This window comes from Caballeronia sp. GACF4 (genome assembly GCF_023631025.1).
In the GTDB taxonomy this organism is placed as follows: domain Bacteria; phylum Pseudomonadota; class Gammaproteobacteria; order Burkholderiales; family Burkholderiaceae; genus Caballeronia.
This window is the reverse complement of the sequence record NZ_JALQDW010000042.1, coordinates 70,707-94,376: the sequence shown is the minus strand read 5'-3', so window position 1 is coordinate 94,376 and position 23,670 is coordinate 70,707. Positions and strand designations below refer to the sequence as shown.

The 23,670-nt window shown below is 62.3% G+C and carries 25 protein-coding genes; 21 read left to right on the top strand and 4 right to left on the bottom strand.

All coding sequences use genetic code 11. The features are described 5' to 3' along the window. Window positions 1-19: 19 nt before the first annotated feature. From NCR40_RS30485 to NCR40_RS30475, 3 genes are read left to right on the top strand one after another with little or no spacing between them, the layout of a single operon-like run. Entirely contained in the window at window positions 20-1,414 is a 1,395-nt protein-coding gene (locus NCR40_RS30485) for an ethanolamine ammonia-lyase subunit EutB (protein ID WP_250511728.1), read from the top strand. Further along, on the top strand, window positions 1,411-2,196 hold the full coding sequence (gene eutC / locus NCR40_RS30480) for an ethanolamine ammonia-lyase subunit EutC (RefSeq protein WP_250511727.1): 786 nt from the start codon (window positions 1,411-1,413) through the stop codon (window positions 2,194-2,196). Before NCR40_RS30485 ends, eutC begins: the two co-directional genes overlap by 4 nt. Window positions 2,197-2,232: 36 nt before the next feature. Continuing rightward, window positions 2,233-3,243: a helix-turn-helix domain-containing protein gene (locus NCR40_RS30475; protein WP_250511725.1), complete on the top strand. Its 1,011-nt coding sequence runs from the start codon at window positions 2,233-2,235 to the stop codon at window positions 3,241-3,243. On the opposite strand, the gene NCR40_RS30470 is transcribed toward NCR40_RS30475, so the two are convergent. Beyond that, window positions 3,216-3,830 (bottom strand): helix-turn-helix domain-containing protein, encoded by a 615-nt coding sequence (locus NCR40_RS30470; RefSeq protein WP_244831142.1) that lies wholly within the window; start codon window positions 3,828-3,830, stop codon window positions 3,216-3,218. The two genes, NCR40_RS30475 and NCR40_RS30470, sit on opposite strands and share 28 nt — an antisense overlap. Before the next feature lie 280 nt (window positions 3,831-4,110). Between NCR40_RS30470 and NCR40_RS30465 the strand changes: the two genes are divergently transcribed. From NCR40_RS30465 to NCR40_RS30435, 7 genes are read left to right on the top strand one after another with little or no spacing between them, the layout of a single operon-like run. Then, window positions 4,111-5,088 carry an ABC transporter substrate-binding protein gene (locus NCR40_RS30465; RefSeq protein ID WP_244831143.1) on the top strand — a complete coding sequence of 326 codons (978 nt, stop codon included), beginning with the start codon at window positions 4,111-4,113 and terminating at the stop codon, window positions 5,086-5,088. Window positions 5,089-5,116: 28 nt separating this feature from the next. Then, complete coding sequence (locus NCR40_RS30460; RefSeq protein WP_284507916.1) at window positions 5,117-5,920, top strand: amino acid ABC transporter ATP-binding protein; 804 nt, start codon at window positions 5,117-5,119, stop codon at window positions 5,918-5,920. Between the two features lies 1 nt (window position 5,921). After that, window positions 5,922-6,608 carry an amino acid ABC transporter permease gene (locus NCR40_RS30455; RefSeq protein WP_244831144.1) on the top strand — a complete coding sequence of 229 codons (687 nt, stop codon included), beginning with the start codon at window positions 5,922-5,924 and terminating at the stop codon, window positions 6,606-6,608. Continuing rightward, window positions 6,605-7,258 (top strand): amino acid ABC transporter permease, encoded by a 654-nt coding sequence (locus tag NCR40_RS30450; protein WP_244831145.1) that lies wholly within the window; start codon window positions 6,605-6,607, stop codon window positions 7,256-7,258. Before NCR40_RS30455 ends, NCR40_RS30450 begins: the two co-directional genes overlap by 4 nt. A gap of 55 nt (window positions 7,259-7,313) precedes the next feature. Then, entirely contained in the window at window positions 7,314-7,694 is a 381-nt protein-coding gene (locus NCR40_RS30445) for a RidA family protein (RefSeq protein ID WP_244831146.1), read from the top strand. Continuing rightward, window positions 7,694-8,950: an FAD-dependent oxidoreductase gene (locus NCR40_RS30440; protein ID WP_250511723.1), complete on the top strand. Its 1,257-nt coding sequence runs from the start codon at window positions 7,694-7,696 to the stop codon at window positions 8,948-8,950. Before NCR40_RS30445 ends, NCR40_RS30440 begins: the two co-directional genes overlap by 1 nt. 40 nt (window positions 8,951-8,990) lie before the next feature. Next, window positions 8,991-10,241, top strand: a complete 1,251-nt coding sequence (locus NCR40_RS30435; RefSeq protein WP_250511722.1) for an NAD(P)/FAD-dependent oxidoreductase — start codon at window positions 8,991-8,993, stop codon at window positions 10,239-10,241. A 23-nt stretch (window positions 10,242-10,264) separates the two neighbouring features. On the opposite strand, the gene NCR40_RS30430 is transcribed toward NCR40_RS30435, so the two are convergent. Next, entirely contained in the window at window positions 10,265-11,194 is a 930-nt protein-coding gene (locus NCR40_RS30430; protein WP_250511720.1) for a LysR family transcriptional regulator, read from the bottom strand. 98 nt (window positions 11,195-11,292) lie between these two features. Between NCR40_RS30430 and NCR40_RS30425 the strand changes: the two genes are divergently transcribed. The 4 genes from NCR40_RS30425 (at window position 11,293) to NCR40_RS30410 (ending at window position 15,910) form a co-directional block, all read left to right on the top strand. Continuing rightward, window positions 11,293-12,300 carry a zinc-dependent alcohol dehydrogenase family protein gene (locus tag NCR40_RS30425; protein WP_250511719.1) on the top strand — a complete coding sequence of 336 codons (1,008 nt, stop codon included), beginning with the start codon at window positions 11,293-11,295 and terminating at the stop codon, window positions 12,298-12,300. A 221-nt stretch (window positions 12,301-12,521) separates the two neighbouring features. Continuing rightward, window positions 12,522-13,811, top strand: coding sequence for an MFS transporter (locus NCR40_RS30420; protein ID WP_250511717.1), 1,290 nt, complete (start codon window positions 12,522-12,524; stop codon window positions 13,809-13,811). Between the two features lie 161 nt (window positions 13,812-13,972). Next, window positions 13,973-14,632: a DUF1275 family protein gene (locus NCR40_RS30415; RefSeq protein WP_250511716.1), complete on the top strand. Its 660-nt coding sequence runs from the start codon at window positions 13,973-13,975 to the stop codon at window positions 14,630-14,632. Between the two features lie 48 nt (window positions 14,633-14,680). Further along, window positions 14,681-15,910, top strand: coding sequence for a Gfo/Idh/MocA family protein (locus NCR40_RS30410; RefSeq protein ID WP_250511715.1), 1,230 nt, complete (start codon window positions 14,681-14,683; stop codon window positions 15,908-15,910). 25 nt (window positions 15,911-15,935) lie between these two features. On the opposite strand, the gene NCR40_RS30405 is transcribed toward NCR40_RS30410, so the two are convergent. Continuing rightward, window positions 15,936-16,550 (bottom strand): DJ-1/PfpI family protein, encoded by a 615-nt coding sequence (locus NCR40_RS30405; RefSeq protein ID WP_244831154.1) that lies wholly within the window; start codon window positions 16,548-16,550, stop codon window positions 15,936-15,938. A gap of 94 nt (window positions 16,551-16,644) precedes the next feature. Between NCR40_RS30405 and NCR40_RS30400 the strand changes: the two genes are divergently transcribed. Continuing rightward, entirely contained in the window at window positions 16,645-17,979 is a 1,335-nt protein-coding gene (locus NCR40_RS30400; protein ID WP_250511714.1) for an aminotransferase-like domain-containing protein, read from the top strand. A gap of 15 nt (window positions 17,980-17,994) precedes the next feature. Here NCR40_RS30400 and NCR40_RS30395 read toward each other — a convergent pair whose 3' ends face one another. Then, entirely contained in the window at window positions 17,995-18,837 is an 843-nt protein-coding gene (locus tag NCR40_RS30395) for a GntR family transcriptional regulator (protein ID WP_244831156.1), read from the bottom strand. Window positions 18,838-19,149: 312 nt separating this feature from the next. On the opposite strand from NCR40_RS30395, the gene NCR40_RS30390 reads away from it, so the two are divergent. From NCR40_RS30390 to NCR40_RS30365, 6 genes are read left to right on the top strand one after another with little or no spacing between them, the layout of a single operon-like run. Beyond that, window positions 19,150-20,094, top strand: a complete 945-nt coding sequence (locus NCR40_RS30390; RefSeq protein ID WP_250511713.1) for a glutamate cyclase domain-containing protein — start codon at window positions 19,150-19,152, stop codon at window positions 20,092-20,094. A gap of 11 nt (window positions 20,095-20,105) precedes the next feature. Continuing rightward, the gene (locus tag NCR40_RS30385; RefSeq protein ID WP_244831158.1) at window positions 20,106-20,768 is read left to right on the top strand and encodes an aspartate/glutamate racemase family protein; all 663 of its coding nucleotides are present in this window, start codon (window positions 20,106-20,108) and stop codon (window positions 20,766-20,768) included. A gap of 16 nt (window positions 20,769-20,784) precedes the next feature. Beyond that, window positions 20,785-21,489, top strand: coding sequence for a substrate-binding domain-containing protein (locus NCR40_RS30380; RefSeq protein WP_250511712.1), 705 nt, complete (start codon window positions 20,785-20,787; stop codon window positions 21,487-21,489). A gap of 27 nt (window positions 21,490-21,516) precedes the next feature. Next, on the top strand, window positions 21,517-22,209 hold the full coding sequence (locus NCR40_RS30375; protein ID WP_244831160.1) for an amino acid ABC transporter permease: 693 nt from the start codon (window positions 21,517-21,519) through the stop codon (window positions 22,207-22,209). Beyond that, window positions 22,206-22,880 (top strand): amino acid ABC transporter permease, encoded by a 675-nt coding sequence (locus tag NCR40_RS30370; protein ID WP_250511711.1) that lies wholly within the window; start codon window positions 22,206-22,208, stop codon window positions 22,878-22,880. Before NCR40_RS30375 ends, NCR40_RS30370 begins: the two co-directional genes overlap by 4 nt. After that, window positions 22,877-23,605 carry an amino acid ABC transporter ATP-binding protein gene (locus NCR40_RS30365; RefSeq protein ID WP_250511710.1) on the top strand — a complete coding sequence of 243 codons (729 nt, stop codon included), beginning with the start codon at window positions 22,877-22,879 and terminating at the stop codon, window positions 23,603-23,605. Before NCR40_RS30370 ends, NCR40_RS30365 begins: the two co-directional genes overlap by 4 nt. The last annotated feature ends 65 nt before the right edge of the window (window positions 23,606-23,670 follow it).

Below are 23,670 nucleotides of genomic sequence, written 5' to 3'. Positions count from 1 at the left end.
TTCCAAGAGCGAGCCGCCCATGAGCTTTACCGAAACGATCGGCGTGCGCACCTACCGCTTCGCCGACCTTAAATCCCTGCTGGCAAAGGCAAGCCCTATGCGCTCGGGCGACCAACTTGCGGGCGTGGCTGCGACGAGCGAGGAAGAACGTGTCGCCGCCAAACTAGCGCTGGCGAACGTGCCCTTGCAAAGGTTCCTCGAAGAACCGCTCATTCCCTACGAGCAGGACGAAGTCACGCGGCTGATCGTCGATGAACACTCGCGCGAGGCCTTCGCGGACATCGCGCATCTCACCGTCGGCGATTTCCGCAACTGGCTCTTGAGCCACACGACCGATACCGCCGCGCTCGAACGCATCACCTTTGGTCTCACGCCTGAAATGATCGCGGCCGTGTCGAAGCTGATGCGCAATCAGGACCTCATCGCGGTTGCACGCAAGCGGCCGGTCGTGACGCGCTTTCGCAATACCATTGGTTTGCCGGGGCGCATGTCGGTGCGTCTGCAACCGAATCATCCGACCGATGACGTGAAGGGCATCGCGGCATCCATGCTCGATGGCCTGATGTACGGTTGCGGCGATGCCGTCATCGGCATCAATCCCGCCAGCGACAATCTTGCCGCGATCACGACCCTGCTCGTGATGATCGACGAATTTCGCGAGCGCTTCGGCGTACCGACGCAGTCCTGCGTGCTCACGCATGTGACCAACACGATCACGGCCATCGAGAAGGGCGCGCCTGTCGATCTCGTGTTTCAGTCGATTGCGGGCACCGAAAAGGCCAATACGAGCTTCGGCATTTCGCTCGCGTTGCTGCAAGAATCGTTCGAAGCCGCGCGCTCGCTCAAACGCGGCACCGTGGGCGACAATGTGATGTACTTCGAGACGGGACAGGGCAGCGCGCTGTCGGCGAACGCGCATCATGGCGTCGATCAACAGACCTGCGAAGTGCGCGCGTATGCCGTCGCGCGCAAGTTCAAACCGCTGCTCGTCAACACGGTGGTTGGGTTCATCGGCCCCGAGTATCTCTACGACGGCAAGCAGATCATGCGCGCCGGTCTCGAAGATCACTTTTGCGGCAAGCTGCTCGGCGTGCCGATGGGCTGCGACATTTGCTACACGAATCACGCCGAAGCGGACCAGGACGACATGGACAGCCTGCTCACGTTGCTCGGTGTCGCGGGCATCAACTTCATCATCGGCGTGCCGGGCGCGGACGATGTCATGCTCAACTATCAAAGCACCTCGTTTCACGACGCGCTCTATGCGCGCGAAGTGCTCGGCCTGCGCCGCGCGCCCGAGTTCGAAACCTGGCTCGAAACGATGCAGATAGCCAATGCGCGCGGCGCATTGATCGATTCGGCGACGCGTCAGCCCTTGCTCGAAGCATCGCGCGAATGGATGGGGGCCGCATGAGCGATACGCTCGTCAAGAACCCGTGGCAGTCGTTGCGGCAATTCACGAACGCGCGCATTGCGCTCGGCCGCGCGGGCAGTGGCATGCCGACCGAACCGTTGCTTGCGTTCAATCTCGCGCATGCGCAGGCGCGCGACGCCGTGCATCATCCCCTCGATGTCGACGCACTTCGCGCGCGTCTTGCCGATGCCGGCTTTGCGAACGTCGTCGATGTGCATAGCGCGGCGCCGGATCGCGCGCATTATCTGCGTCGCCCCGACCTTGGCCGCCGTCTCGCCGATGAAAGCCGCGCATTGCTCGACGCAACGTGTGCACGAGACCATGACGTGCTCTTCGTGATCGCGGACGGCTTGTCGGCGTTCGCCGCATCGAAGCAGGCCGTGCCTTTCTTGCAGGCGATTCGTTCGAGACTCGACGACTGGAACATCGGACCTGTCGTGATCGCGCGGCAAGGACGCGTCGCGCTCGCCGACGAGATCGGCGAAGTAATGCGCGCGCGTATCGTCGTGATGTTGATCGGCGAACGGCCGGGCCTGAGCTCGCCGGACAGTCTCGGCATCTACGTGACTTACGCGCCAGCGGTAGGCCGCAGCGACGCCGAGCGCAACTGCATATCCAACGTGCGTCCGGAAGGTTTGAACCACGACGCGGCCGCGTACAAGCTGCATTATCTGCTGACGCATGCGCGTCGTCTGGGCCTTACTGGCGTCGCGCTCAAGGACGACAGCGACGCAGCTATCGCCGCGAAAGAACCACTGACGTCGATTGCGTGCCACGCCTGAACGACACACTTCATTTTGGTGATCTATATTCGTCCCATGAGAAGCGCAGCGAGACCATCCAAGCCGAATGCTGACGCGCCGCGCGGTCCGTGCGTGCATCGGCTCGTCTCGCACGATGCGGACGAGCAGGCGGGCAATCTGCGCGGCTGGCGGCAGGTCTACGATCAGTTGAGCGCCGGACGCTTCGTCGGCACGCTTGCCGAGATCGACTTCGACGACGTGCAGTTGTTTCGCGAGACGACGAGCCAGACCTTGCGCCAAAGCTGCGAAGTGCCGGTCGATGCGTGCTGGTTCGGCATCCCGCTCTTGCGCGATGGCGCCGGGCGCATACAGTCGCGCGCCATCGATGAAAACGCGCTTGCGGTTCGCCCGGGCGGCGTCGAGTTCGAACTGTTGACGCCGTCCGGCTACGAAATTCTCGGCGTGGTTGCAACGCATGATGCGCTGCGCCGTCATGCCGAAGACGTCGAGCATATCGATCTCGAATGCGCCACGTCGCGCGGTGAGATCGTCGTCGTGGGTGCGGGAGAACGTGCGCGACTCGCGGCATCGCTCATGACGATGTTACGAAGCGAAATCACACCGACCGAGTCGATGCGCTCGTCCTTGTTGTCGTGGCTCTTCGAGTGCGGCGCGCTGCAATGCTGCGAGCCGGTCGCGCTGCCCGTGGCCTCGCGTCGTCATGCGATCGCAACGCAAGCGCGTCACTATGTGCTCGAAAATCACGACCGCGCCGTGAACGTGCCCGAACTGTGCACGCATCTGCATGTGAGCCGCCGCACGCTTCAATACTGTTTTCAGGAAGCATTCGGCATGGCGCCGAATGTCTATTTGCGCGCCATACGCCTCAACGGTGCGCGACGTCAGCTACGACATGCCGGTGCCGCGCAAAAGACGCAAACCGTTCAGGACGCTGCCGCTGCATGGGGTTTCTGGCACCTCAGCCAGTTCGCGCTCGACTATCGCAAGCTTTTCGGCATGCGTCCTTCGGAAACGCTCAACACCGCAACCGCGCGAGCTCACGGCTTTGCCACGATCGACAGATAGCGCGCCGGCATCTTGACGCCATAGCATGCGTGCGGCGTGGCTGCATCGAAATACACGCTGTCGCCTTTTTCGAGCATGAGCGGTGCGTAGTCGCGCATCATGAATATCAACGAGCCATCGGTGACGTAGATGAACTCCTGTCCGTCATGCGCCGAGAGCACATGCTTGCCGGTATCGGCACTGGCTTCGATGAGCGTCGGCTCCATCGACTTCGTCACGAGGTCCGCGCCGAGCCATTCAAAGATACCGGTGGAGGTCGGATGCTTCACGCCATGACCCGCGCGGCTTACTGCCCGACAGCCTTGCGCAAAGGACTTTTCGTTGCCGCCGACCATGTCGGGCCAACGGATATCGAGCGCCTTCGCTAGCCGCGACAACACCGAATAAGTCGGCGATATACGGCCATTCTCGATACGCGAGATGGTCGAGATCGCCACCGACGACAACTCCGACAACGCCGCGAGCGTCATGCCCCGCGCGTGCCGATGATGCGCGATGGTCTCCCCGGGACTCGCTTCGCTTGTTTCTTCAACAGGCGCGGGTGCGGGCGCCGCCTCGGCTTCTGGCTTGCGCTTGGGCTTGCGCACGACCGCCGCCTTTGCCGCAGGGCTCGTTCTCTGCGCCGCCTTCCGCGGGCGATTTTCTGTTTGCATGGTGTCTCTTGTATTCGTTCGATATGCGGGGAGCCGCCACTTCGCCATCACGACATGGTGACATAAGCGCCCGGCGTTTGCATGTTTTTGCGTATATGCAAAAGTTTTTCTTGACCATCAAATTTTAGCTCAATACGATGGTTTTCATGGTTTTGCATATACGCAAAAACTGCCGACGTTACCCGATCAATCCATTCAGGAAGGGCTGACCACCATGTTCGACGATCCTCTCACCCACGCCATCGACGCACTCAAATCATCCCGGCGAGGCTTTCTCAAGACGGCGGGTTACGGGGTCGTCGCGGGACTCGGCGCAAGCACGCTCGGTCGCGCGGCACTCGCCGCACCGACGCTCGCACCGATCAAAACCGTGCGTCCCGGCTATCTGACGGCTGCGTGCCTCGGCGACATGCCGATTGCATCCGTGCGCGACGGCAAGCTCGTGGGAACGGACTTCGACATGCTGCAGTTGATCGCCGAGCGTCTGCAACTGAAGATCGACGTGCAGCAGATGACCTTTTCCGCCGTGATCGAAGCGGTAAAGTCGGGCCGCGTGGACTGGTTCGGCGGCAACTTCGCGTGGACGCCGATCCGCGCCAAGCTGTTGTTGCTCACCGATCCCGTTTTCTACACGGGCGCCTACGTCATCATGCGGCAAAACCAGACGCAGAAGAGTTCGCTTGCCATCGCGGACTTGAGCGGGCACACCATCGGCACGGCGACGGGTTATTCGGTCGTGCCCGACATGAAGAAGGTTCCGGGCATCGTCGAAGTGAAACTGTATGACGGTATCGACTCGTGCTTGCGCGATGTCGTCGCGGGGCGTCTCGACTTTGCCGTGCTCGACGCGCCGACCGTGGACTACATGATCCAGCAGAATCCGTCGTGGGGATTGAAACAGATTCCCATCGGTTTCGACGCGGCGTACCCCAGCCTCACGGGCAAGTTCGCGTCGATCTGGGGCGTGAGTCCGGACAAGAAGGATCTGTTCGACGGCATCAACGAAGGCGTGCGCTGGCTCTGGCGCACCAACCAGATCAAGCCGATTCTCGCGAAGTACGGGATCGATAATCCCGACTACTTGCAGCCGTTGCCGACCGACCCGCGCACCGGCGTGGACCGCGACGCGAAGGGCGCGCTGATCGGCCCGTTCGCGCACGATTCGCGGGACTTCAGCAAAGCCTTCGCCTGAAGGCCGGATCATCATGGGACACCGCGATATGTCTGCGACGCTAAGCGCCACTCCTTCGGTCGATACGCGCATGCTCGTGCGTATCGACCGCCTGCACAAGTCCTTCGGCACGCATCATGTGTTGAAGGGCATCGACCTCGATGTGATGCCGGGGCAAAAGGTGTCGCTGATCGGACCGAGCGGCTCGGGCAAGACCACGCTGTTGCGCTGCGTGAACTTTCTCGAGACGCCGAGCGCGGGGCATATCTTCATCGACGGCGCGGCTATCGGCGAGCGTCGTCACGGTGACGGCTGGCAAGCGATGTCGGGCCGCGAACTCGCCGCCATGCGCGCGAATATCGGCATGGTGTTCCAACGCTTCAACCTGTTTCCGCACCTGAGTGTGATCGACAACGTCCTGCTCGGACCGCGCAAGGTGCAGAAGCGCAGCGGCCGCGAGTTGATCGACGAAGCGCGTGCGTTGCTGACGAAAGTGGGCATGGACGAGAAGCGCAACGCGTTTCCCGATCAATTGTCGGGCGGCCAGCAACAACGCGTGGCCATTGCGCGCGCGCTCGCCATGAAGCCGCGGCTCATGCTTTTCGATGAAGCGACTTCCGCGCTCGATCCCGAGCTCGTGGGCGAAGTGCTCGGCGTCATGCGCAAGCTCGCGGACGAAGGCATGACGATGATCATCGTGACGCACGAGATGCGCTTCGCTGAAAGCGTGTCCGACAAGGTCGTGTTCATGGCCGATGGCAAGATCGTCGAGGAAGGACCGCCACGGCAAATCTTTCACGATGCAAAGGTCGAACGCACGCGCGCGTTTTTGCGCGCGGTGCTGGAGCACTGACATGGCGCTTCTCACCGCGTGGGCTCACAGCCTGCATTTTCTGCCGTATTTCGTGCGCGTGTTGTGCGTGAGCGCGGTGACCACCGTGGTGCTGACCGCGAGCGCGTTCTGCGTGGCCTTCTTGCTGGGCTTCGTGATCGCGCTCATGCGGTTGTCGCGCAGTGTCGTGTTGAAGGCGGTGGCGAACGTCTATCTCGAACTGTTCCGCAACGTGCCCTTGCTGACGCAGTTGTTCGTGCTGTACTTCGGGCTCGAACGGATCGGCGTCACGCTGCCCGCATTCGTGGCCGCAACGCTCGGCTTCGGTCTCAACGGCGCGGCGATTCTCTCCGAGGTGTTCCGTTCGTCGATCAACGGCGTCGACCGAGGCCAACGCGAGGCGGCGCTTGCCATCGGCATGACATGGCCAATGGCGCTCGCAACCGTCGTGCTGCCGCAATCGATGCGGCTCGCCTTGCCCGCGCTCGCCAACTTCGCCATCGGGCTATTGAAGGATACGTCGCTCGCTTCCGCCGTCGCGGTGCCGGAACTCGTGTTCCGCGCAAGGATGCTCGTGAGCGAGACATATCAGACCAACCTCATCTACTTCATCGTGGCGATCATCTATCTGCTGCTGAGTCTGGCGTTGTCGCGTCTTTCGACAGCGACCGAGCGCGGACTCGGCAAACCGAGGGCGGCGCTGTCATGAACTATTCCGAACTCTGGTCTTCCATGCACGACGAGCTGTTTCAGGCGGCATGGGCAACGCTGCGTCTGGCGCTTGGCGCCATCGCTATTGGCGTCGTGCTCGGGATGGTGCTCGCCATCGTCAGGATGGGCAGTCGTGGCATGGCCGCGCGTATAGCACGTGTCTATATCGAAGTGTTTCGCGGCACGCCCGCGCTCGTGCAACTCTTTCTCGTGTACTTCGGCTTCGTTGCCATTGGCATTCGCTTCGATTCGTATCAGGCCGCCGTGCTTGGTCTCGGCATGAACGCCGCCGCGTATTTCGCGGAGATCTTTCGCGCGGGCATCGAAGCGGTGCCACGCGGACAAAGCGAAGCAGCCGCGAGCATCGGCATGACGAGCGGCGCGGCCATGCGCTGGGTCGTGCTGCCGCAAGCCATTCGGCTGGTGCTCGCGCCTTCGGGCAATGTCGCCATCTCGCTTCTGAAGGACACGTCGGTGGCCTCGCTCATCGCCGCGCCCGACCTCATGCTGCGCGCTCAGGACTTGAGCTCGCAGTATTTCATGCCGTTCGAAATCTACGTCACCGTAGGGGCGTTCTATTTCGTGCTGTGTTATCCGCTGTCGCAATTGATGCGTCATATCGAGCGACGTCAGCCTGCTCACGGCTGATACAGCGGTCTTTCCCAACCAGAGTCTCTCAAGACAGAACAGAAGGAGTAAGTGTATGCGCAAGGTCATCGAAACCGGCTTGCCCAACGGAAGCGCGCCGGTCGAATGGGCGACCGTCTCGAACGGCACGCTCTACACGGCGAGCATTCCCATTCGCGCGGACGGTTCGATCGAGGATGGCGACATCGCCACGCAAGCCGAACTGACGTTCGCGAATCTCAAGCAGATCGTCGAGTCGGCGGGCGCGACCATGGACGACGTCACGCAGGTGCAGGTCTTTCTCACGGACAAGAGCTATTTCGAAGGCATGAACGAGGTCTATCGCCGCTTCTTCACGAAGCCGTATCCGAACCGCGCGACCATCATCGCCGATCTCATGGTGCAAGGCGGCAAGATCGAAATCCTGGCTCATGCCGATGTGAGCAAGGTTGCCTGATGAAGCATGTGATCGTCATCGGTGCGGGCATCATCGGGACGACGACCGCGCTCGCGCTTGCGGGCGCGGGCTGCCGCGTCACCGTGATAGACAGCCGCCGTGAAGCAGGCCTGGAAACCAGCTTCGCCAACGGCGGCTTGCTTGCGGCCAACAGCGCGTTGCCGTGGTCTTCACCCGGCACGCCGATGCAATTGCTTAAATGGCTCGGCCGCGAAGATGCGCCGCTTCTGCTGCGGCCTCGCGCAATCCCCGGTCTCGGCATGTGGGGTGTGCGCTTTCTGGCCAACTGCCGCGCGGCCAAGTACTACAAGACGGCTGCGACGCTCACCGCGTTCGGTCAGCAAAGCCTCGCGGCCATGGAGCGTCTGCTCGGCCAGAAGCGCATTGACGCGGGCATCCAGCGTGGCGGCCTGCTTGAACTGATTCGCGGCAAGGACGCCGAGCGGCGCGCGGAATCGTTCGCGCGCATGCTCGAGCGCATGGGCGCAAAGGTCAGGCGACTCGATGCAGCGCAAAGCGTGGCGCTCGAACCATCGCTCGGAGGCATTGCACATAGCATTGGCACGGCGCTCCTGCTCGAATCCGATGCCTGGGGCGACGCGCATGCGTTCAGTGTCGCGACCGCCGCCGCAGCCGAACACGAAGGCGTGACGTTTCGGTGGGGAAGCGCGGTGAGCGGTATCGACCTGCAGCGCGGTTCTGTTGCCGGCGTTCGTCTTGCCGACGATTATCTGAGCGCGGATAGCGTCGTGATATGCGCGGGCGCGATGTCTCCGTCGCTCGTCGGCCCGCTCGGCGTGCGCCTGCCGATGGCGCCCGTCAAAGGCTATTCGCTTACGCTCCGTGCCGACGAACTGGGATTTCTGCCGCAACGGCCTATCGTCGACGATTACGAGCATATCGGCGTAACGCCGCTCAAGGACATGCTGCGCGTGGCGGGCACCGTCGAATTCGATGGCTTCGACAAGACGCTGCGGCCCGGTCGCGTGGAGAACCTGAAACGCGCGCTGACGCGGCTTTTTCCGCAGATCCGGATGCCTGCCGAAGTGCGGCCCTGGTGCGGGCTACGGCCCATGGCGGCAGATGGATTGCCGATCATTTCACCGACGGCGGTGCCGCGTCTTTTCGTTAACACGGGACACGGCGCGCTCGGCTGGACGCTTGCGTGCGGCTCGGCGGATCTCATCACGTCGATGATCACGAGCCGGAGCGATGCGCGCGGCACGCCGTTCAGTCTCACGCGCAGCTTCTGGTGAAACGAAGCGCGATAATCAAGTCAATGCAAGAGGGCAAGTCATGTCGGGTGAGGGAAGACGCGAAGTCATCGTGATCGGTGCGGGCGTGGTCGGCGTTGCGTGCGCGCTGTGGTTGCGAAGAACGGGTCTCGACGTGTTGCTCGTCGATAAGGGCGAGATAGCGGGCGGCGCTTCGTTCGGCAATGCGGCCACCATTGCGGACTACGCATGCACGCCCGTGCCGCAGCCGAAAATCTGGGGCGACATTCCCGGCTTGCTGTTCGGCGCGGACTCGCCGCTTTCCATTCGCTGGTCGCGCCTGGGAAGCTATGCGGGATGGCTCGCTGCGTTTCTCGGGCAATGCAACCGGCGCGCTTATGTCGCCAATAGCGAAGCGCTTGCGTCGTTGCTGCATGGTACGCACGAGGGATATGCGCCGCTTCTCGAAGACAATCCACACGCTGAGTCGTTCATTCGGCGCGATGGTTGTCTCTACTCTTATCGCACGCAAGGAGCGTTCGAGCGCGCCGCGGGCGATATCAAACTGCGTGGCTTGCTGGGCATTCGTCAAGAGGTGATAAGCGCGGCCGAACTCACGCAACTGGAACCCGTCATGCAGCAGCGCACGGTGGGCGGCGTGCTATTTCCTGCCGCGTGCCATCTCGTCGATCCGCAAGGCTTCGTGCAGGCGCTGGCCAAACCGCTGATCGACGAGAAGCGTTACGCACGCATGGAGGTCAGCGATATTTCGAGCAGCACCGCGGGCATCTGCCTGCGTTCCGCTGCCGGCGAAACGCTACACGCCGACAGAGTGGTGATTGCGGGCGGCGCATGGTCCGCGAAACTCGCGGCGCAAATGGGCGATTCCATCCAGCTTGGCGCGGAGCGCGGTTATCACGTCGAGTTCCTGCTGGATAAGCCGATGTTCACGCGGCCGACTTGCGTCGTTGAGTCGAGCTTCTATATGACGCCGTTGCGTGACCTGCGGCTGCGTGCTGCGGGGACTATCGAGTTGAGCGGGATCAAGTCACCGTTGAACCCTTCGCGCACGGCGTTCATCGAACGAAGCATCCGCCGCAACGTGGATATCAAAGCGCCCGTGTCCAGTAGCTGGCTCGGTATCCGGCCGACCATGCCGGACTACTTGCCGGTGATCGGACCATCTTCGGCGGACAAGCGCGTGATCTACGCGTTCGGGCATCAGCATCTCGGCATCACGCTGGCGGGAACCACGGGCGACATGGTCGCGCGATTGATTCACGGCAAGAGTCCCGGCGCAATCGAGCGCTTCTCCGCGGACCGTTTTAAATAATCGATACTGCCGCCGCGCGCGTCTTACTTCGCTCGACGTCTGCGCGTAGTCCCCCACGGCGGCGTCTCGAACGATTGCACCACCCAGTCGATGAACGCACGCGTTTTCGCGGCCGCATGCTTGGAAGACGCGCGCACCACGCTGAGTTGTTCGCCCGCGTCCACCTTCCAGCCGGGCAGCACTTGCACCAGCTCTCCGCTCTGCAATTCGCGGCAGACGAGCCAGTCCGTCCCATACATGATGCCGACGCCTGAGCGCGCCGCATGCAGCACGGCATCGATCTCATCGGTCGTCATTCTCGCGTTGATGCGAATGGCGCGGTGCATGTCGTCGCGTTTCAGATGCCATACCGGATGCGTGGAGAGCCGCGAAAAGCCGATGCATTCATGGCGCATCAGGTCTTCGGGCTTCGTGGGACGTCCGCGCGCGGCGAGATAATCCGGCGATGCGCACAGTAAGCGCCGCATGGTCGCAAGCGGCCGCGCGACAAGCCGGCTGTCTTCCAGTTTGCCGATACGCACGCCTACATCGAAACGTTCTTCGATCAGATCCACATAACGGTCCGTGTACGTGCATTCGACATCGAGCGAGGGATAGCGCGCAAGGAACTCCGGCATGCGCGGCGCAATCCACATGCGCCCGAACCCTGCGGGCAAGCTGATGCGCAAGAGTCCGCGCGGCGTCGCAGCTTGCGAGCGCGCTTCGTCTTCCGCATCGCGCATGATGTCCCACGCTTCGCGCACGCGATCGCGATAACGCGTGCCTGCTTCCGTCGCCGATACGCGGCGTGTGGACCGTTCGAGCAAACGAATGCCAAGACGCGTTTCCAGTTCCGCGATACGTCGGGAAATGACCGAGCCGTCGCGCCCCAACTGGCGGCCTGCCGCCGTAAAACTCCCGGTCGCGAGCACCGCGAGAAACGCCTGAACCTGATCCGTTTCGATGCCGTTCATTGATGCACCCCACGCACGAATGTTATGCCGTATGGGTCGATTATAGAGGCGCGTCTTCGCTAGCATGACCTCTGTGCTTAACGAAAAAGGAGCGCACCGTGAAAGCGTATCGACTGAAGGCAGGCAAGCCCTACGAATTGACGTTGACCGATAACGCACTCGAGCCCGTACCGGAAAGCGACGAAGTGCTCATCCGCATTCGCGCGGCGGGACTCAACTATCTCGATCTCATGGTGGCGAACGCGCGCTTCGGCAACGTGGACGCGAGCTTCGTGCCGGGTGCGGATGGCGCGGGCGAGATCGTCGAGGTCGGATCGCGCGTGAAAGGCTGGAAGGCGGGCGATCGCGTGATCGCCGGAATGATCGTGGATTGGGCCGCAGGACCGCTCACGGTAGCGAACGGCGAGCGTCTTCGCGGCGTCACCATGCCGGGCTCGCTCGCGGAATATGCGGTCGTGCCCGCTACCGCGCTCGTCGCCATTCCCGCTGCCATGCCGTTCGTGCAGGCCGCAAGTTTGCCGGTCGCCGCGACGACCGCATGGAACGCCATCGTCGCGGGCAATGTGCGGCCGGGGTCCACCGTGGCGTTGCTGGGTACGGGCGGTGTGAGTCTGTTTGCGCTGCCGCTTGCCAAGGCGGCGGGCGCGCGCGTGATCATCGCGTCTTCATCGGACGAGAAGCTCGCCCGCGCGCGCAAGCTGGGCGCGGACGTCACCATCAACTACCGGACCACGCCCGCGTGGGACGTCGCGTTGCTCGAAGCCACGGAAGGGCGTGGCGCGGATCTCGTCGTGGAAACCGTCGGCGTGGCGACTTTCGAGCGCTCGGTGAACGCGGCGGCAATCGGTGGAACGATCTTCGTCGTCGGGCTGATAGGCGGCGAGGAAACGAAGATGCCCTTGCTCAAGGTCATGGTGAAGACCTTGCGCATTGTCGGTAATCAGACTGGCTCGACGGCCAATCTCGCCGATGCGGTCAAGGCGATCGCACAGTCCCGAATCGAACCGGTGATCGATCGCGTCTTTCCCTTCGATGCCGCGCAGGAAGCCTATGCCTATCTCGAATCGGGTGGCCATTTTGGAAAAGTGGTGATAGACGTCACTTGATGCCGGTTGTCGTACAACTAGTCAATCGTAATGCACCTTTTGGCGCTATGTAAGGAAAGCATTCTGTGTGCGAAGGACCGCATGAAACCGGCGGTTCGTAGGGTTTTCACGGACGCGAGGCAAGCAACTGGACTTGTATGATGACGTATCTTTACAGATTCGTCGTCAGGTCTCGCGTGCGCGCATTCCTACGCGCTTCGATAGCACCCAAAGGAGAAGACATGCGATTCCGCTACCGCTGGATAGTCGCCGCGCTGCTGTTCTTTGCCGGCATGCTCAACTATCTGGACCGCGCGGCGCTCTCCGTGGTCGCACCGCTCGTCAAGAGCGAACTGCATATCAACGACGCGCAACTCGGCGTGCTGTTCAGCAGTTTCTTCATCGGATACTGCGTGTTCTGCTTTATCGGCGGATGGGCGGCCGACAAGTTTGGTCCGCGCAAGGTGTTCGCCATTGCTGCCGCGTTCTGGTCGCTGTTCTGCGGCGCCACGGCATTCGCGGGCAACTTCGCCACGCTGATGGTGGCGCGCGTCGCGTTCGGTGTCGCCGAAGGCCCAATGGGCACGACGACCAACAAGTCGATCTCGAACTGGTTCCCGCGCAGTGAAGCGGGCCGCGCCGTGGGTCTCACGAACGCTGGTCAGCCGTTGGGCGCCGCCATTGCCGCACCGATCGTCGGGCTGGTCGCTTTGCAGTTCGGCTGGCGCATCTCCTTCGTCGTGATCGCGGTGCTCGGCTTCGTGTGGATTGCGTTCTGGTTGCGGTGCTTTCGCGATCATCCGGAAGATCATCCTGCCGTAACGCGCGAGGAAGCCGCGCATATCGCGAGCGACAGGCTCGTGCCGCATCACGCGGAAGGTTCCGCTGAAGCAGGCTCGCAAGCGGGCGTGATGCACTATTTGCTGTCGTTGCCGGTGCTCGGCGTGGCTGCCGCGTTCTTCGCGTTCAACTACGTGCTGTACTTCTTCTTGTCATGGTTGCCGAGCTACTTCACGGACTATCAGCATCTCGACATCAAGCACATGAGCGTGATCGGCATCCTGCCGTGGCTCGGCGCGACGGCGGGCTTCGTGCTCGGCGGCATCATCTCCGACGCGCTCTACAAGAAGACCGGCAACGTGCTCTTCGCGCGCAAGACGGTCATCATTCTGGGACTTGGCGTGGCGGCAATCTGCGTGTTGCTGGTGTCGCGCGTGAGTTCGCTTGCGCCTGCCGTCGCGTTGATCGCGGTGGCGAGTCTCTTCGCTTTCATGACGCCGCAAGCGTGCTGGTCGCTGTTGCAGGACATCGTGCCGCGCGATCGCATTGGCGCAACGGGCGGCTTCGTACATTTGCTCGCGAATCTCGCGGGCATTCTCTCGCCGAGCATTACCGGCTTTCTGATTCAGTACGGCGCGGGTTACTCGTCGGCTTTCATTCTCGCAAGCGCGTTGTCGGCACTCGGCATGCTGATTTTATGGATCGCCGTGCGTGAAACGCAAGTCATGCGGCTGCGTGGCGCGCCAGTCTGAAGAAGTAACAACGAAGGTAGAAGCCAAGCTGACTGGTAAGCGTCGGGCATCGATCTTGCGCCCGATGCTCAAGGCAAAGGGTCCTGGCGAACGATGTTCGTCACGCGCACCTGCATCGCGGAGCACCGCTTTCGCCATGCCGCCAGTCACGGAGCATCGCCTTGCCTTCACCCAATTCTTCGATACTCGAACGGCTCGCTCGTTCGCCTCTTCCGGTCGTCGTGCTCGTTGCTATCGCTGGCGGCACGGATGCGCTCGTCATGCTTCACAGCAAGGAATGGCTGGCGGTCTATATGACCGGCAATTCCACCAAGCTGAGTCAGTCGCTTGTTCAAGGCGCGTTCGAAAAGACGATTCCGCTCATCTGCGTCATCGCGTGCTTTCTTGCGTTCACGACGCTTGCCGCGTGGCTTGGAACGCGCTTTCCCCGATGGCGCGCCGCCCTGTCCCTCACGCTCACCGCAATCCTTCTTGCTTGCGCCGTGCCGCTCACGGGCGAGCAGTTCTCGCCGCTCACGACGTGTCTCGTCGCGGCAGGCATGGGCGCGATCAATCAGGCGCTCGCCGATCAGCCGGGCGTCACGTTCATTACGGGTACGTTCATCAGCGTCGGCAGGCAACTCGCTAGCCGCAAGTTCGGCGCGGCTGCGCTAGGCATGCTGCGCTGGATATCGTGGATCGTCGGCGCAGCTGCGGGCACGGTGCTGAATATTCTGTTCGGCCCTGGTGCGCTGGCGGCCATTGCGCTTGTTGCACTCGCCTGCGCACTCACTGCGACCGTGTATGGCAGCACCATGCACGCGGAACGGCTCGCGCATTGATTGCTGTTCGATTCGTCCAGCAATCGTTCAACGATGGAGAAACTACTCATGCCTGGCAACGATACGACTCCCTATTCCGTCACCGGCCCTGGCACCGCCGATGGCCCGAAGCTGCCCGCATCCGGCGAATGGCAAGCGCCCGCAGAGATCGACGTGGGCAGCGTCAAGGACGGCAAGGTCGAGTTCCCGAACTGGAAGGGCGATGCGGACAAGCCATCGCCTCCGCCGCCAGCACCGACATCGCCGGACAAACGTGTTGGCTTTGCAATCGTCGGTCTAGGACGTTTGGCGCTCGAACAGATTTTGCCGGCGTTCGTGAACAGTAAGCACGCGCGGGTTGCGGGGCTGGTGTCGGGCAGTCCAGACAAGGCGCGGGCGGTTGCCGCGCAATACGGCGTGAACGAAGCGGCCGTCCATGACTACGATGACATATCGCGTCTCGCCGACAATCCCGACATTCAAGCGGTATACGTCGTCACGCCTAACGGCTTGCATCTGCCGCACGTCATTGCAGCAGCGAAGGCCGGCAAGCATGTGCTATGCGAAAAGCCGATGGCCAACACCGCCGACGAGGCGCGCCAGATGATCGACGCCTGCGCGAAGGCGGGCGTCAAGCTCATGGTGGCCTACCGTTGCCAATTCGAAGTCTTCAACAGTGCAGCGACGAAACTCGTGCAATCGGGCGAGCTGGGAAGGGCGCGCATCATCGAGGCGACCAATGCGCAGGTGCAAGGTCCCGGCGGTCAATGGCGTTTGAGGTCGGCCCTGGCGGGCGGCGGCGCGTTGCCGGATATCGGCTTGTACTGTTTGAATGGCGTGCGTCATGTGCTCGGCGAGGAACCCGTCGAGGTCTATGCGCAGATCGTGAATCCCGCCGATGACGAACGCTATCGGGAAGTGGAGGAAACCATCGCGTTCACGTTACGCTTTCCCTCGGGCGCGATTGCGCAATGCGCAAGCAGTTACGGCGCGCATGAATCGAAGGATATGCGTATCCGTCTTGAGAGAGGCTGGATCGATATCGAGAACGCGTTTGCGTACAAGGGACAGCGCATGCGCATTGCGCGACGCAAGGACGATTTCGAAGTGGTCGAAGAGCAGCGGCTCGAATTCAAGGATCAGTTCATGCTTGAAATCGACCACTTCGCGCAGTGCGTGCGCGATGATCGCCAGCCCGACACACCGGGTGAAGAAGGTCTGCGCGATCAGGTGTTGATGGAGGCGATTTATCGGTCGGCGCGAGAAGGGCGGCCGATTGCGGTGGCCGAGAGCGCTTGAAGATTCGAAGCGCTCTCGCCGCACATCAAAGCGTAGGCGAGAGCGCCAGGTACGGCGTGATATTGCGCATGGCGCGCGCAACGTAGTCTTCTTTCTCGGCCACAGGGGCCACATAATGCAGCGCGCTTTCGGCCGCTTCCACGCCTTCGAATCGCGCAATAACCCAAGCTGCCAGATACTGCGAAGCAAGACAGCCGCCAGCGGTTGCCACATTGCCGTTGGCGAAAAACGGCTGATTCAACACATCGACGCCGGCTGCCTCGACCCACGGCTTCGTCGTCAGATCGGTACAAGCGGGAACACCCCCAAGCAACCCGAGCTTTGCCAGCACGAGCGTGCCCGAACACTGCGCGCCGAGTAACTGCCGCGCCGGATCGAACCGCATCTGCGCCATGAGCGCTGCATTGGCGACGACTTCGCGCGTCAGCAACCCGCTTCCGACGATGACCGCATCCGCGTCACTCGCCTCGCGCAGGGAAATGTGGCCTTCGATCACCACGCCGTTCATCGACTTCACGCGCGTTTCGGGTGTCGCAATCGACACGCGCCAGTGTGGCTTTTTGATGCGATTGAGAATGCCCAGCGCGATGAACGAATCGAGTTCGTTGAAGCCTTCGAACGTGAGAATGGCGATATGCATGATGGCGCACCGTTGAGCGTTTGAATGATCGAATGAGCCGATGCTAAACCAGGAGTCCATTACAATCAAATAATTGTCATGGATACATCTTCGCATGGCCCAGCCCCGCTACAAGACGCTCGTCGATTCCTTGGCCGCCGATATCCGCGCGGGCCGTTTGCGCGCGGGCACGCGCCTGCCCACGCATCGCCAGCTTGCGGCCACGAAGGGCCTCGCTCTCGTCACGGCGTCGCGCGTCTATGCGGAACTCGAAGCCATGGGCCTCGTGCGCGGCGAGACCGGGCGCGGCACTTTCGTGCGGGAAATCTCGCTGCCGCCGGGCCTGGGTGTCGATCAGCACGTGTTGGGATCGGACATGATCGATCTCAACTTCAATTATCCGTCGCTGCCGGGTCAGGCCGAGTTGCTGCGCAACGCCTTGCGCCAGCTCGCCGCTTCGGGCGATCTCGAAAGTCTGCTTCGTTACCAGCCTCACGGTGGCCGTCCGCATGAACGGGCAATCGTGGCGCGACATTTGAAGGCGCGCGGGCTTGCGGTGAGCGCGAACGAAGTGTCCATCGTCAACGGCGCGCAAGCGGGGCTCGCGGCGACCGTCGTGGGCTTGCTTCGTCCCGGCGATGTCGTCGCGGCCGATGCATTGACGTATCCCGGCTTCAAGGTACTGGCCGAGGCGCACGGGCTCGAACTCGCGCCGATTCCAACGGCCGGCTCCGGGCCTGATCTGGATGCGCTGGACCACTTATGCAAAACGCGCCGCGTGCGGGCGGTCTACGCCATGCCCACGCTGCACAATCCGCTTGGCTGGGTGATGAGCGCGCATCGTCGCAAGCAACTTGTGGCGATTGCAAGAAAGCACGGGCTTTTGATCATCGAGGACGCCGCATACGCCTTCCTCGTCGACGATCCTCCCGCACCGCTGGCCGCGCTCGCACCCGAGTCGACCGTCTATGTCTCCGGGCTTTCGAAGAGCGTCGCGACGGGCTTGCGCGTGGGTTTCGTGGTGGCATTCGCCGACGCCATGAAAGCGATCGAACGCGCTGTAAGAGCGACCACTTGGAACACGCCGGGCGTGATGACGGCAATTGCTTGCGGATGGCTCACCGATGGCACCGTGCGCCGGCTCGAAGCGGAGAAGCGTCGCGACGCGAAGCATCGTCAGGCAATGGCCGCCGACATCCTCGCGGGCATGCGATGCGTCCGTCATCCTGCGTCGTATTTCGTGTGGCTGCCGCTCGCGGAAGAGGTTCGCGCCGATCAGGTCGCAGCGTCACTCATGCGCGAGGGCATTTCGGTGGCGACCGCTGAACCTTATTCGGTTTCGCCGCATGTGCCGCATGCCATTCGGCTGGCGCTGGGTTCCGTCGAGCGCGATGTGCTGCGCGATTCGCTCGAGACAGTGAGGCGAGTGATCGGCGAGTACGCGTATTGAAGATGCACCGGCGCGTCAGGGAAACTGCTTGACGTTGAGATCGAACGGCGGGGCATTGCGACTCTTGAGCAGATGCACGAACCTGTCCTGTGTCGCTCGCGCATGTGCGGGCAGATACTTCACGAGCGCCGCGCGGTCCTTGCGCTTGACGATATCGATGATTTTGTCGTGCTCACGCAAGTTCCTGTCGAACTGCAGGTCCTGCTCTTCGGGCGTCGATTCGGCTTCCATCTTGTAGAGATGCACTAAAAGCCGCCGGACATGGCGGTGCGTCGATTGCGCAAACTCATAGAAAAAGCCATTGCCCACGGCCTGATTCATTCGCATGTGGAACTTCTCGTTGAGCGCGGTGATGTTCAGAAACGCGCGCGCCTGAACTTGCGTGACGTATTGCGTCTGAATCGTCGTCAGGTCTTCCGCCAGTCCCGGTTCGAACCGCATCATCTGCGCGAGGATATTCTCGGCGAGCTGATGCGCGACGAGAATCTCGCCGATCTCCTCGAAGTCGAGCCGGCGCACGAAGGTCCCGCCGCGGTTGGGCACGATATTCACGAAGCCTTCCGCGACCAGCCTGTTGATGGCCTCGCGCGCAGGCGTGCGTCCGAGCATGAAGTCGTTCAGCAGCATGGGTTCGTCTATACGGCTGCCCGGCGAAATCGTCAGATCGATGATGCGCGAGCGAATGGCGTTCACGGCCGAATCGGTTTGGCTCATCGAGCTTTCGGCGGCGACGGGTTCGGCTGCATCGAGTATCGATTGCGATGGATCGTCGGATGACACGAGCGCGGCTTTCGCCGACGTCTTGCGCGACACGGTTCTGCCGGCGGTCTTCGCGGCGGCGGTTTTCAGCTTCGGCATAGTCTCTCGCTTTCCCGCCCTGGCGCAGGCGTTCAATTTCGTATATGCGAAGTATATAGGATGTCGGCTATTACGCCTTCGCCTTGCTCAATAACGCTCTTGCGCGCATGAACAACTATTTTTTTGAAAAGTATACGCGACGTATATTCACATGCTAAGGTTGGGTCGTTGCTCATCGACGAGCAATTCGAAGCACCCGGCTTCTTCACTGACGACCCAGGTTCCAAACACATTCTGGCGCTGACCCGGAAGGACCCTGGCACGCCTGCGAACAGGCCGTTCGTGCACGACACACCAATAAAGGAGAACGAGTTGAGCGACGCAATAGAAGGAATCGAAACGCTCGTCGGCCAGAAAGTACGGCGCGACATCAGCCGTCTGGTCGCCTTCGCGAAGGGCAATCTGGCGCGCGCCGCCGCGAGCATTGCGGGACAACGTGAGCCGCATATCGGCATCGTCTGCGGATTTTTCGTGCGTCATGCCGAGCCGCCTTCGCCCGAAACGGACGGGCTCAACGGCATGGCGCAACTGGCAGCGGGTTTTGTCGAAGCGGGAATGCGCGTGACTGTCATTACCGATGCGCCTTGCGCCAAGGCCGCATGGGCCGTGACGCGCGTGTTGCCGGGCAAGGTCGCGCTCGAAGTGGTCGATGTCGACGACACCGCCGTGCGCGATCTGCGCAAGCGCCTCGAAACGGCGGAGCATCCGATTACGCATCTGATCGCCATCGAACGTTGTTCGCTCGGCTCCGACGGGCGCGCGCATCGCGAGCATGGCTGGGATATCTCCGACGACACCGCCGCGCTCGACTACCTCTTCGCCGACGAAGGATGGCAGGCGCCGTGGAAAACCATCGGGATCGGCGACGGCGGCAATGAGATCGGCATGGGCGTGTTGCCGAAAGAGATCGTCGAAACGGACATTCCGAACGGACCGCTCATCGCCGCGCGCACGCCGGCCGACTATCTGATCGTGTCTGGCGTCGCCAACTGGGGCGCGTATGGCTTGCTCGGCGCGGTCGCGGAGTTGAAGCCGGAGCTGGCACAGCCGCTTCTCGCGCATTTCAACGGCGCGTTCGAGAAGGAGGTGCTGGCAGCGGCCGTGGAGATCGGTCAGGCCATCGACGACAGCCGCGTGGATCGTCCCGGCAAGCTGCAGATGACCATCGACCGGTTGCCGCTGGAAGACCACGTTGCGATCATCGACGGCATTCAGGCGCTGGTCGCGCGTTCGTCTTCGCCGGGCGTGGCGCGCTAGGGGCACGGGCCATGAGACAGGATCTTTCGATCGTATTGCTGCATGCCACGCCGGTCGCGATGGAGCCTATCCATCGCGCGTTCGCAGCGGACTGGCCCGAAGCGCGCTTGAGCAATCTGCTTGACGACGGTCTCACGGCCGCGCGCGCAGCGGACGAGCAACTCACGCCGGCGCTGATGCAGCGCTTCGTGAATCTCGTGCGCTATGGCTACGAAGCGGGCGCGGACGCGATTCTCGCGACCTGTTCGGCGTTTGGTCCGGCCATAGAGAAAGCGGATCGCGAGTTGCCAGTGCCGGTCTGCAAGCCGAACGACGCGATGTTTCAGGACGCGCTTGCCTGCGGCAGTCGTCTCGCGATGATCGCGACCTTCGCCCCGGCTGTGCCGACGATGGAAGCCGAGTTCGCCGAGGAAGCCGCGCGCATCAATCCGCAAGCGACGCTCGATACGTTCGTGGCCGCCGAAGCCATGACGAAGCTGCGTGCGGGTGATGCATCGGCACACAACGCGCTCGTGGCCCAGGAAGCCGCGAAGCTGCATGGCTACGACGCGATCCTGCTCGCGCATTTCTCCACTTCGCGTGCGCAGGCGCTCGTGACAGAAGCGGTGCGTGTTCCCGTGTTCGCCGCTCCGCAAAGCGCGGTGCGGCGGCTCAAAAGCCGCCTTGGTCTTTGAGAGAAGGAGCTAACCGATGATCCACGAGACAAGGCCGCTTACGCTCATGAGCACGCTGGCCGTGAAAGGCGCGCTTACAGAAAGCGTGCTGCCCGCCTTCGAGAGGCACCACGGCTTGGCTGTGAACGCGACGTTCGATCCCACCAACGTGCTGCTCGAACGCATCGTGCGTGGCGAGCGTGCGAGCGTGATGGTCGCGGTGACCTCCGCCATCGACGATCTCATCGCGCAACGTGTTCTGAGCCCGCGCGGGGCGCGTGCAATCGTGCGCACCGGGATAGGCGTGGCGGTCGCGAGCAATGCGTCTGCGCCGCCGCTTCGCACCGTCGACGAGTTGAAGCGCTGTCTGCTAGCGGCCAAGTCCGTTGCGTATTCGCGTAGCGGCGCGAGCGGCGTCTACTTCGCGACCTTGCTCGGGCGGCTCGGAATCGCGCAGCAGATCGACACAAACGCGACCGTCATCCCCAAGGGATTCACGGGCGAATGCGTGACGCGCGGCGATGCGGATGTGGCCATTCAACAACTCAGCGAACTTGCGATGGTGTCGGGCGTAAAGATCGCCGGTCCGCTGCCCGAGGAAGTGCAGTCGTACACGTGCTTCTCCATCGCCGCCTTCGCGGGTGCCGACGAAACGCCTGAAACCGAAGCCTTGCTCCTCGCACTCGATTCGCCCGCCGCACGCGATGCCTACGAGAAGTTCGGCCTCGAGTGTCTCGATTAATTCAGCAGCCACAGCCTTCCGCCGGCCATGAACTATCAATTCGATTTCAGCTTCCTGCAGCAGTACTGGGGCGATCTGCTCTACGGCATCTGGCTGACGATACGCATGACCATCGTCGCGACCGTGCCAGGGTTCGCCTTGGGCGTGGCGCTCGCCGTGGGCCGTCTGCATGGCGGCGCCGGTCTTTCGCGTGCCATTCGCGCGTATGTCGAGGTGATCCGCAACACGCCGCTCGTGCTGCAAGTGTTCTGGATTTTCTTCGGGCTCGCGGCGATCAAGTTGCACGTACCCGCGTTCGAGGCAGCCATTGCAGCGCTCGTGGTCAACGTCAGCGCCTACACGGCGGAGATCATGCGCGCGGGGCTGGAAGCGGTGCCGCAAGGCCAGATCGAAGCGGCGTCGTGTCTCGCGATGTCGCGGCGGCAAGTGTTGTGGCATGTCGAGATTCCGCAGGCGGTGGAGAAGATGTATCCCGCACTCGTGAGTCAGTTCATCCTGATGATGCTCGCCACTTCCATCATGTCGCAGATATCGGCGGAGGAACTCACGGGCATTGCCGATCTGATTCAGTCGATCACGTTTCGTGGTTTCGAGGCGTACATGGTGATCGCGCTCGCTTATCTGGCGCTCGCCAGCGCGTTGCGCTGGGCGTTGCTTGCGGCAGGCGCGTTCATGTTTCCGCGTCTGGGTCTTGCGGGTGCGCGCGGAGGACGTTCATGATCTTCAACCTCACGGACGCCCAGCTCGCCTACATGCTCAAGGGTACGCTCGCCACCGTCGAATTGTCGGTCGCGGGAGCGGTGGGTGGTGCGATCATCGGCTTGCCCGTGGCGCTCTTGCTCGTGTCGGGACGCGGCATTGCGTTGAGGCTCGGCCGCGCCTACGTCATCGTGATGCAGGGCATTCCGCTGCCTGTCGCGATGTTCGTCGTGTACTTCGGCATCGGGCTCTTCGGCTTCGACGTGTTGCCGGTCATTGCCGCATCCGTCGCGCTCGCCGTCAACGCCGGCGCCTATCTCGCCGAGATATGGAAAGGCGCGATTCTCGCCGTGCCCGCCACGCAATGGGAAGCGGGAGAGTCGCTCGCGCTCTCGTATCTGCAGCGCATGGTGCACGTGATCCTCCCGCAAGCGCTGCGCATCTCGGTGCCACCGACAGTTGGCTTCGTCGTCGCGCTCATTAAGAACACGTCGTATGCGGTCGTCATCGGCATGAGCGAGCTGACCTACACGTCGCGCATGGTCAACAACACCACGTTCGAGCCGTTCGTCATCTTCACGCTCGCGGCTGGCGTGTATTTCATTCTCTGTTATCCCGTGGCGCGCATGAGTGTCCGGCTGGAACGCATGGGACGCTTCGGTGCGAGACTCGGCAAGGATTCGACGCAATGAACAACATCGTCACTTTCAAGGGCGTGCGCAAGGCTTACGGTTCGACCGAAGTGCTGAAGGGTATCGATCTCGATGTGCGCAAGGGCGAAGTCGTCGCGCTCATCGGCCGCTCGGGGTCCGGCAAGAGCACGGCGCTACGCTGCGTGAACGGCCTCGAACGCATCACTGGCGGAACGCTGGAAGTATGCGGGCACAAGCTCGGCGATACGGAAGTGGACCTGCGCGCATTGCGGCTCGACGTGGGCATCGTGTTCCAGAGCTACAACCTGTTTCCGCATCTGACCGTCAAGCAGAACATCACGCTCGCGCCGCTCAAGGTGCGCCGTCTCGCGCGCGCCGCCGCTGACGAACTCGCGGCACACGTGCTCGATCAGGTGGGACTCGGCGCGCGTGCATCGGCGTATCCGCATGAACTCTCGGGCGGTCAGCAGCAACGCGTGGCGATTGCGCGTTCGCTCGCCATGCAACCTGCCGTGATGCTGTTCGACGAAGTGACATCCGCGCTCGATCCCGAACTCACCGGCGAAGTGCTGCGCGTGATGGAACGGCTTGCGCGCGATGGCATGACCATGCTGATCGTCACGCACGAGATGGCGTTTGCGCGTTCGGTCGCGCAGAAAGTGGTGTTCATGAACGACGGCGTGGTTTGGGAAGCGGGTAGCGGCGCGATGCTCGAAGCGCCCAGAACCGCCGAGCTTCAAGTTTTCGTAGGCAACGGGCTGTAACCCTTTTACTCATCAACCTTTGAACCAGAGGCACGCGAAATGAACCTGAAGCGCGGCTGGACCCG

Excerpts from the sequence above, each read along its gene's own strand:
- NCR40_RS30440 (WP_250511723.1), top strand. The coding sequence starts at position 7,694 with ATGAAGCATGTGATCGTCATCGGTGCGGGCATCATCGGGACGACGACC.
- NCR40_RS30445 (WP_244831146.1), top strand. The coding sequence starts at position 7,314 with ATGCGCAAGGTCATCGAAACCGGCTTGCCCAACGGAAGCGCGCCGGTC.
- NCR40_RS30375 (WP_244831160.1), top strand. The coding sequence starts at position 21,517 with ATGAACTATCAATTCGATTTCAGCTTCCTGCAGCAGTACTGGGGCGAT.
- NCR40_RS30465 (WP_244831143.1), top strand. The coding sequence starts at position 4,111 with ATGTTCGACGATCCTCTCACCCACGCCATCGACGCACTCAAATCATCC.
- NCR40_RS30435 (WP_250511722.1), top strand. The coding sequence starts at position 8,991 with ATGTCGGGTGAGGGAAGACGCGAAGTCATCGTGATCGGTGCGGGCGTG.
- NCR40_RS30365 (WP_250511710.1), top strand. The coding sequence starts at position 22,877 with ATGAACAACATCGTCACTTTCAAGGGCGTGCGCAAGGCTTACGGTTCG.
- NCR40_RS30380 (WP_250511712.1), top strand. The coding sequence starts at position 20,785 with ATGATCCACGAGACAAGGCCGCTTACGCTCATGAGCACGCTGGCCGTG.
- NCR40_RS30450 (WP_244831145.1), top strand. The coding sequence starts at position 6,605 with ATGAACTATTCCGAACTCTGGTCTTCCATGCACGACGAGCTGTTTCAG.
- NCR40_RS30485 (WP_250511728.1), top strand. The coding sequence starts at position 20 with ATGAGCTTTACCGAAACGATCGGCGTGCGCACCTACCGCTTCGCCGAC.
- NCR40_RS30370 (WP_250511711.1), top strand. The coding sequence starts at position 22,206 with ATGATCTTCAACCTCACGGACGCCCAGCTCGCCTACATGCTCAAGGGT.
- NCR40_RS30430 (WP_250511720.1), bottom strand. The coding sequence starts at position 11,194 with ATGAACGGCATCGAAACGGATCAGGTTCAGGCGTTTCTCGCGGTGCTC.
- NCR40_RS30460 (WP_284507916.1), top strand. The coding sequence starts at position 5,117 with ATGTCTGCGACGCTAAGCGCCACTCCTTCGGTCGATACGCGCATGCTC.
- NCR40_RS30405 (WP_244831154.1), bottom strand. The coding sequence starts at position 16,550 with ATGCATATCGCCATTCTCACGTTCGAAGGCTTCAACGAACTCGATTCG.
- NCR40_RS30455 (WP_244831144.1), top strand. The coding sequence starts at position 5,922 with ATGGCGCTTCTCACCGCGTGGGCTCACAGCCTGCATTTTCTGCCGTAT.
- NCR40_RS30400 (WP_250511714.1), top strand. The coding sequence starts at position 16,645 with ATGGCCCAGCCCCGCTACAAGACGCTCGTCGATTCCTTGGCCGCCGAT.
- NCR40_RS30420 (WP_250511717.1), top strand. The coding sequence starts at position 12,522 with ATGCGATTCCGCTACCGCTGGATAGTCGCCGCGCTGCTGTTCTTTGCC.
- NCR40_RS30410 (WP_250511715.1), top strand. The coding sequence starts at position 14,681 with ATGCCTGGCAACGATACGACTCCCTATTCCGTCACCGGCCCTGGCACC.
- NCR40_RS30395 (WP_244831156.1), bottom strand. The coding sequence starts at position 18,837 with ATGCCGAAGCTGAAAACCGCCGCCGCGAAGACCGCCGGCAGAACCGTG.
- NCR40_RS30475 (WP_250511725.1), top strand. The coding sequence starts at position 2,233 with ATGAGAAGCGCAGCGAGACCATCCAAGCCGAATGCTGACGCGCCGCGC.
- NCR40_RS30385 (WP_244831158.1), top strand. The coding sequence starts at position 20,106 with ATGAGACAGGATCTTTCGATCGTATTGCTGCATGCCACGCCGGTCGCG.
- eutC (WP_250511727.1), top strand. The coding sequence starts at position 1,411 with ATGAGCGATACGCTCGTCAAGAACCCGTGGCAGTCGTTGCGGCAATTC.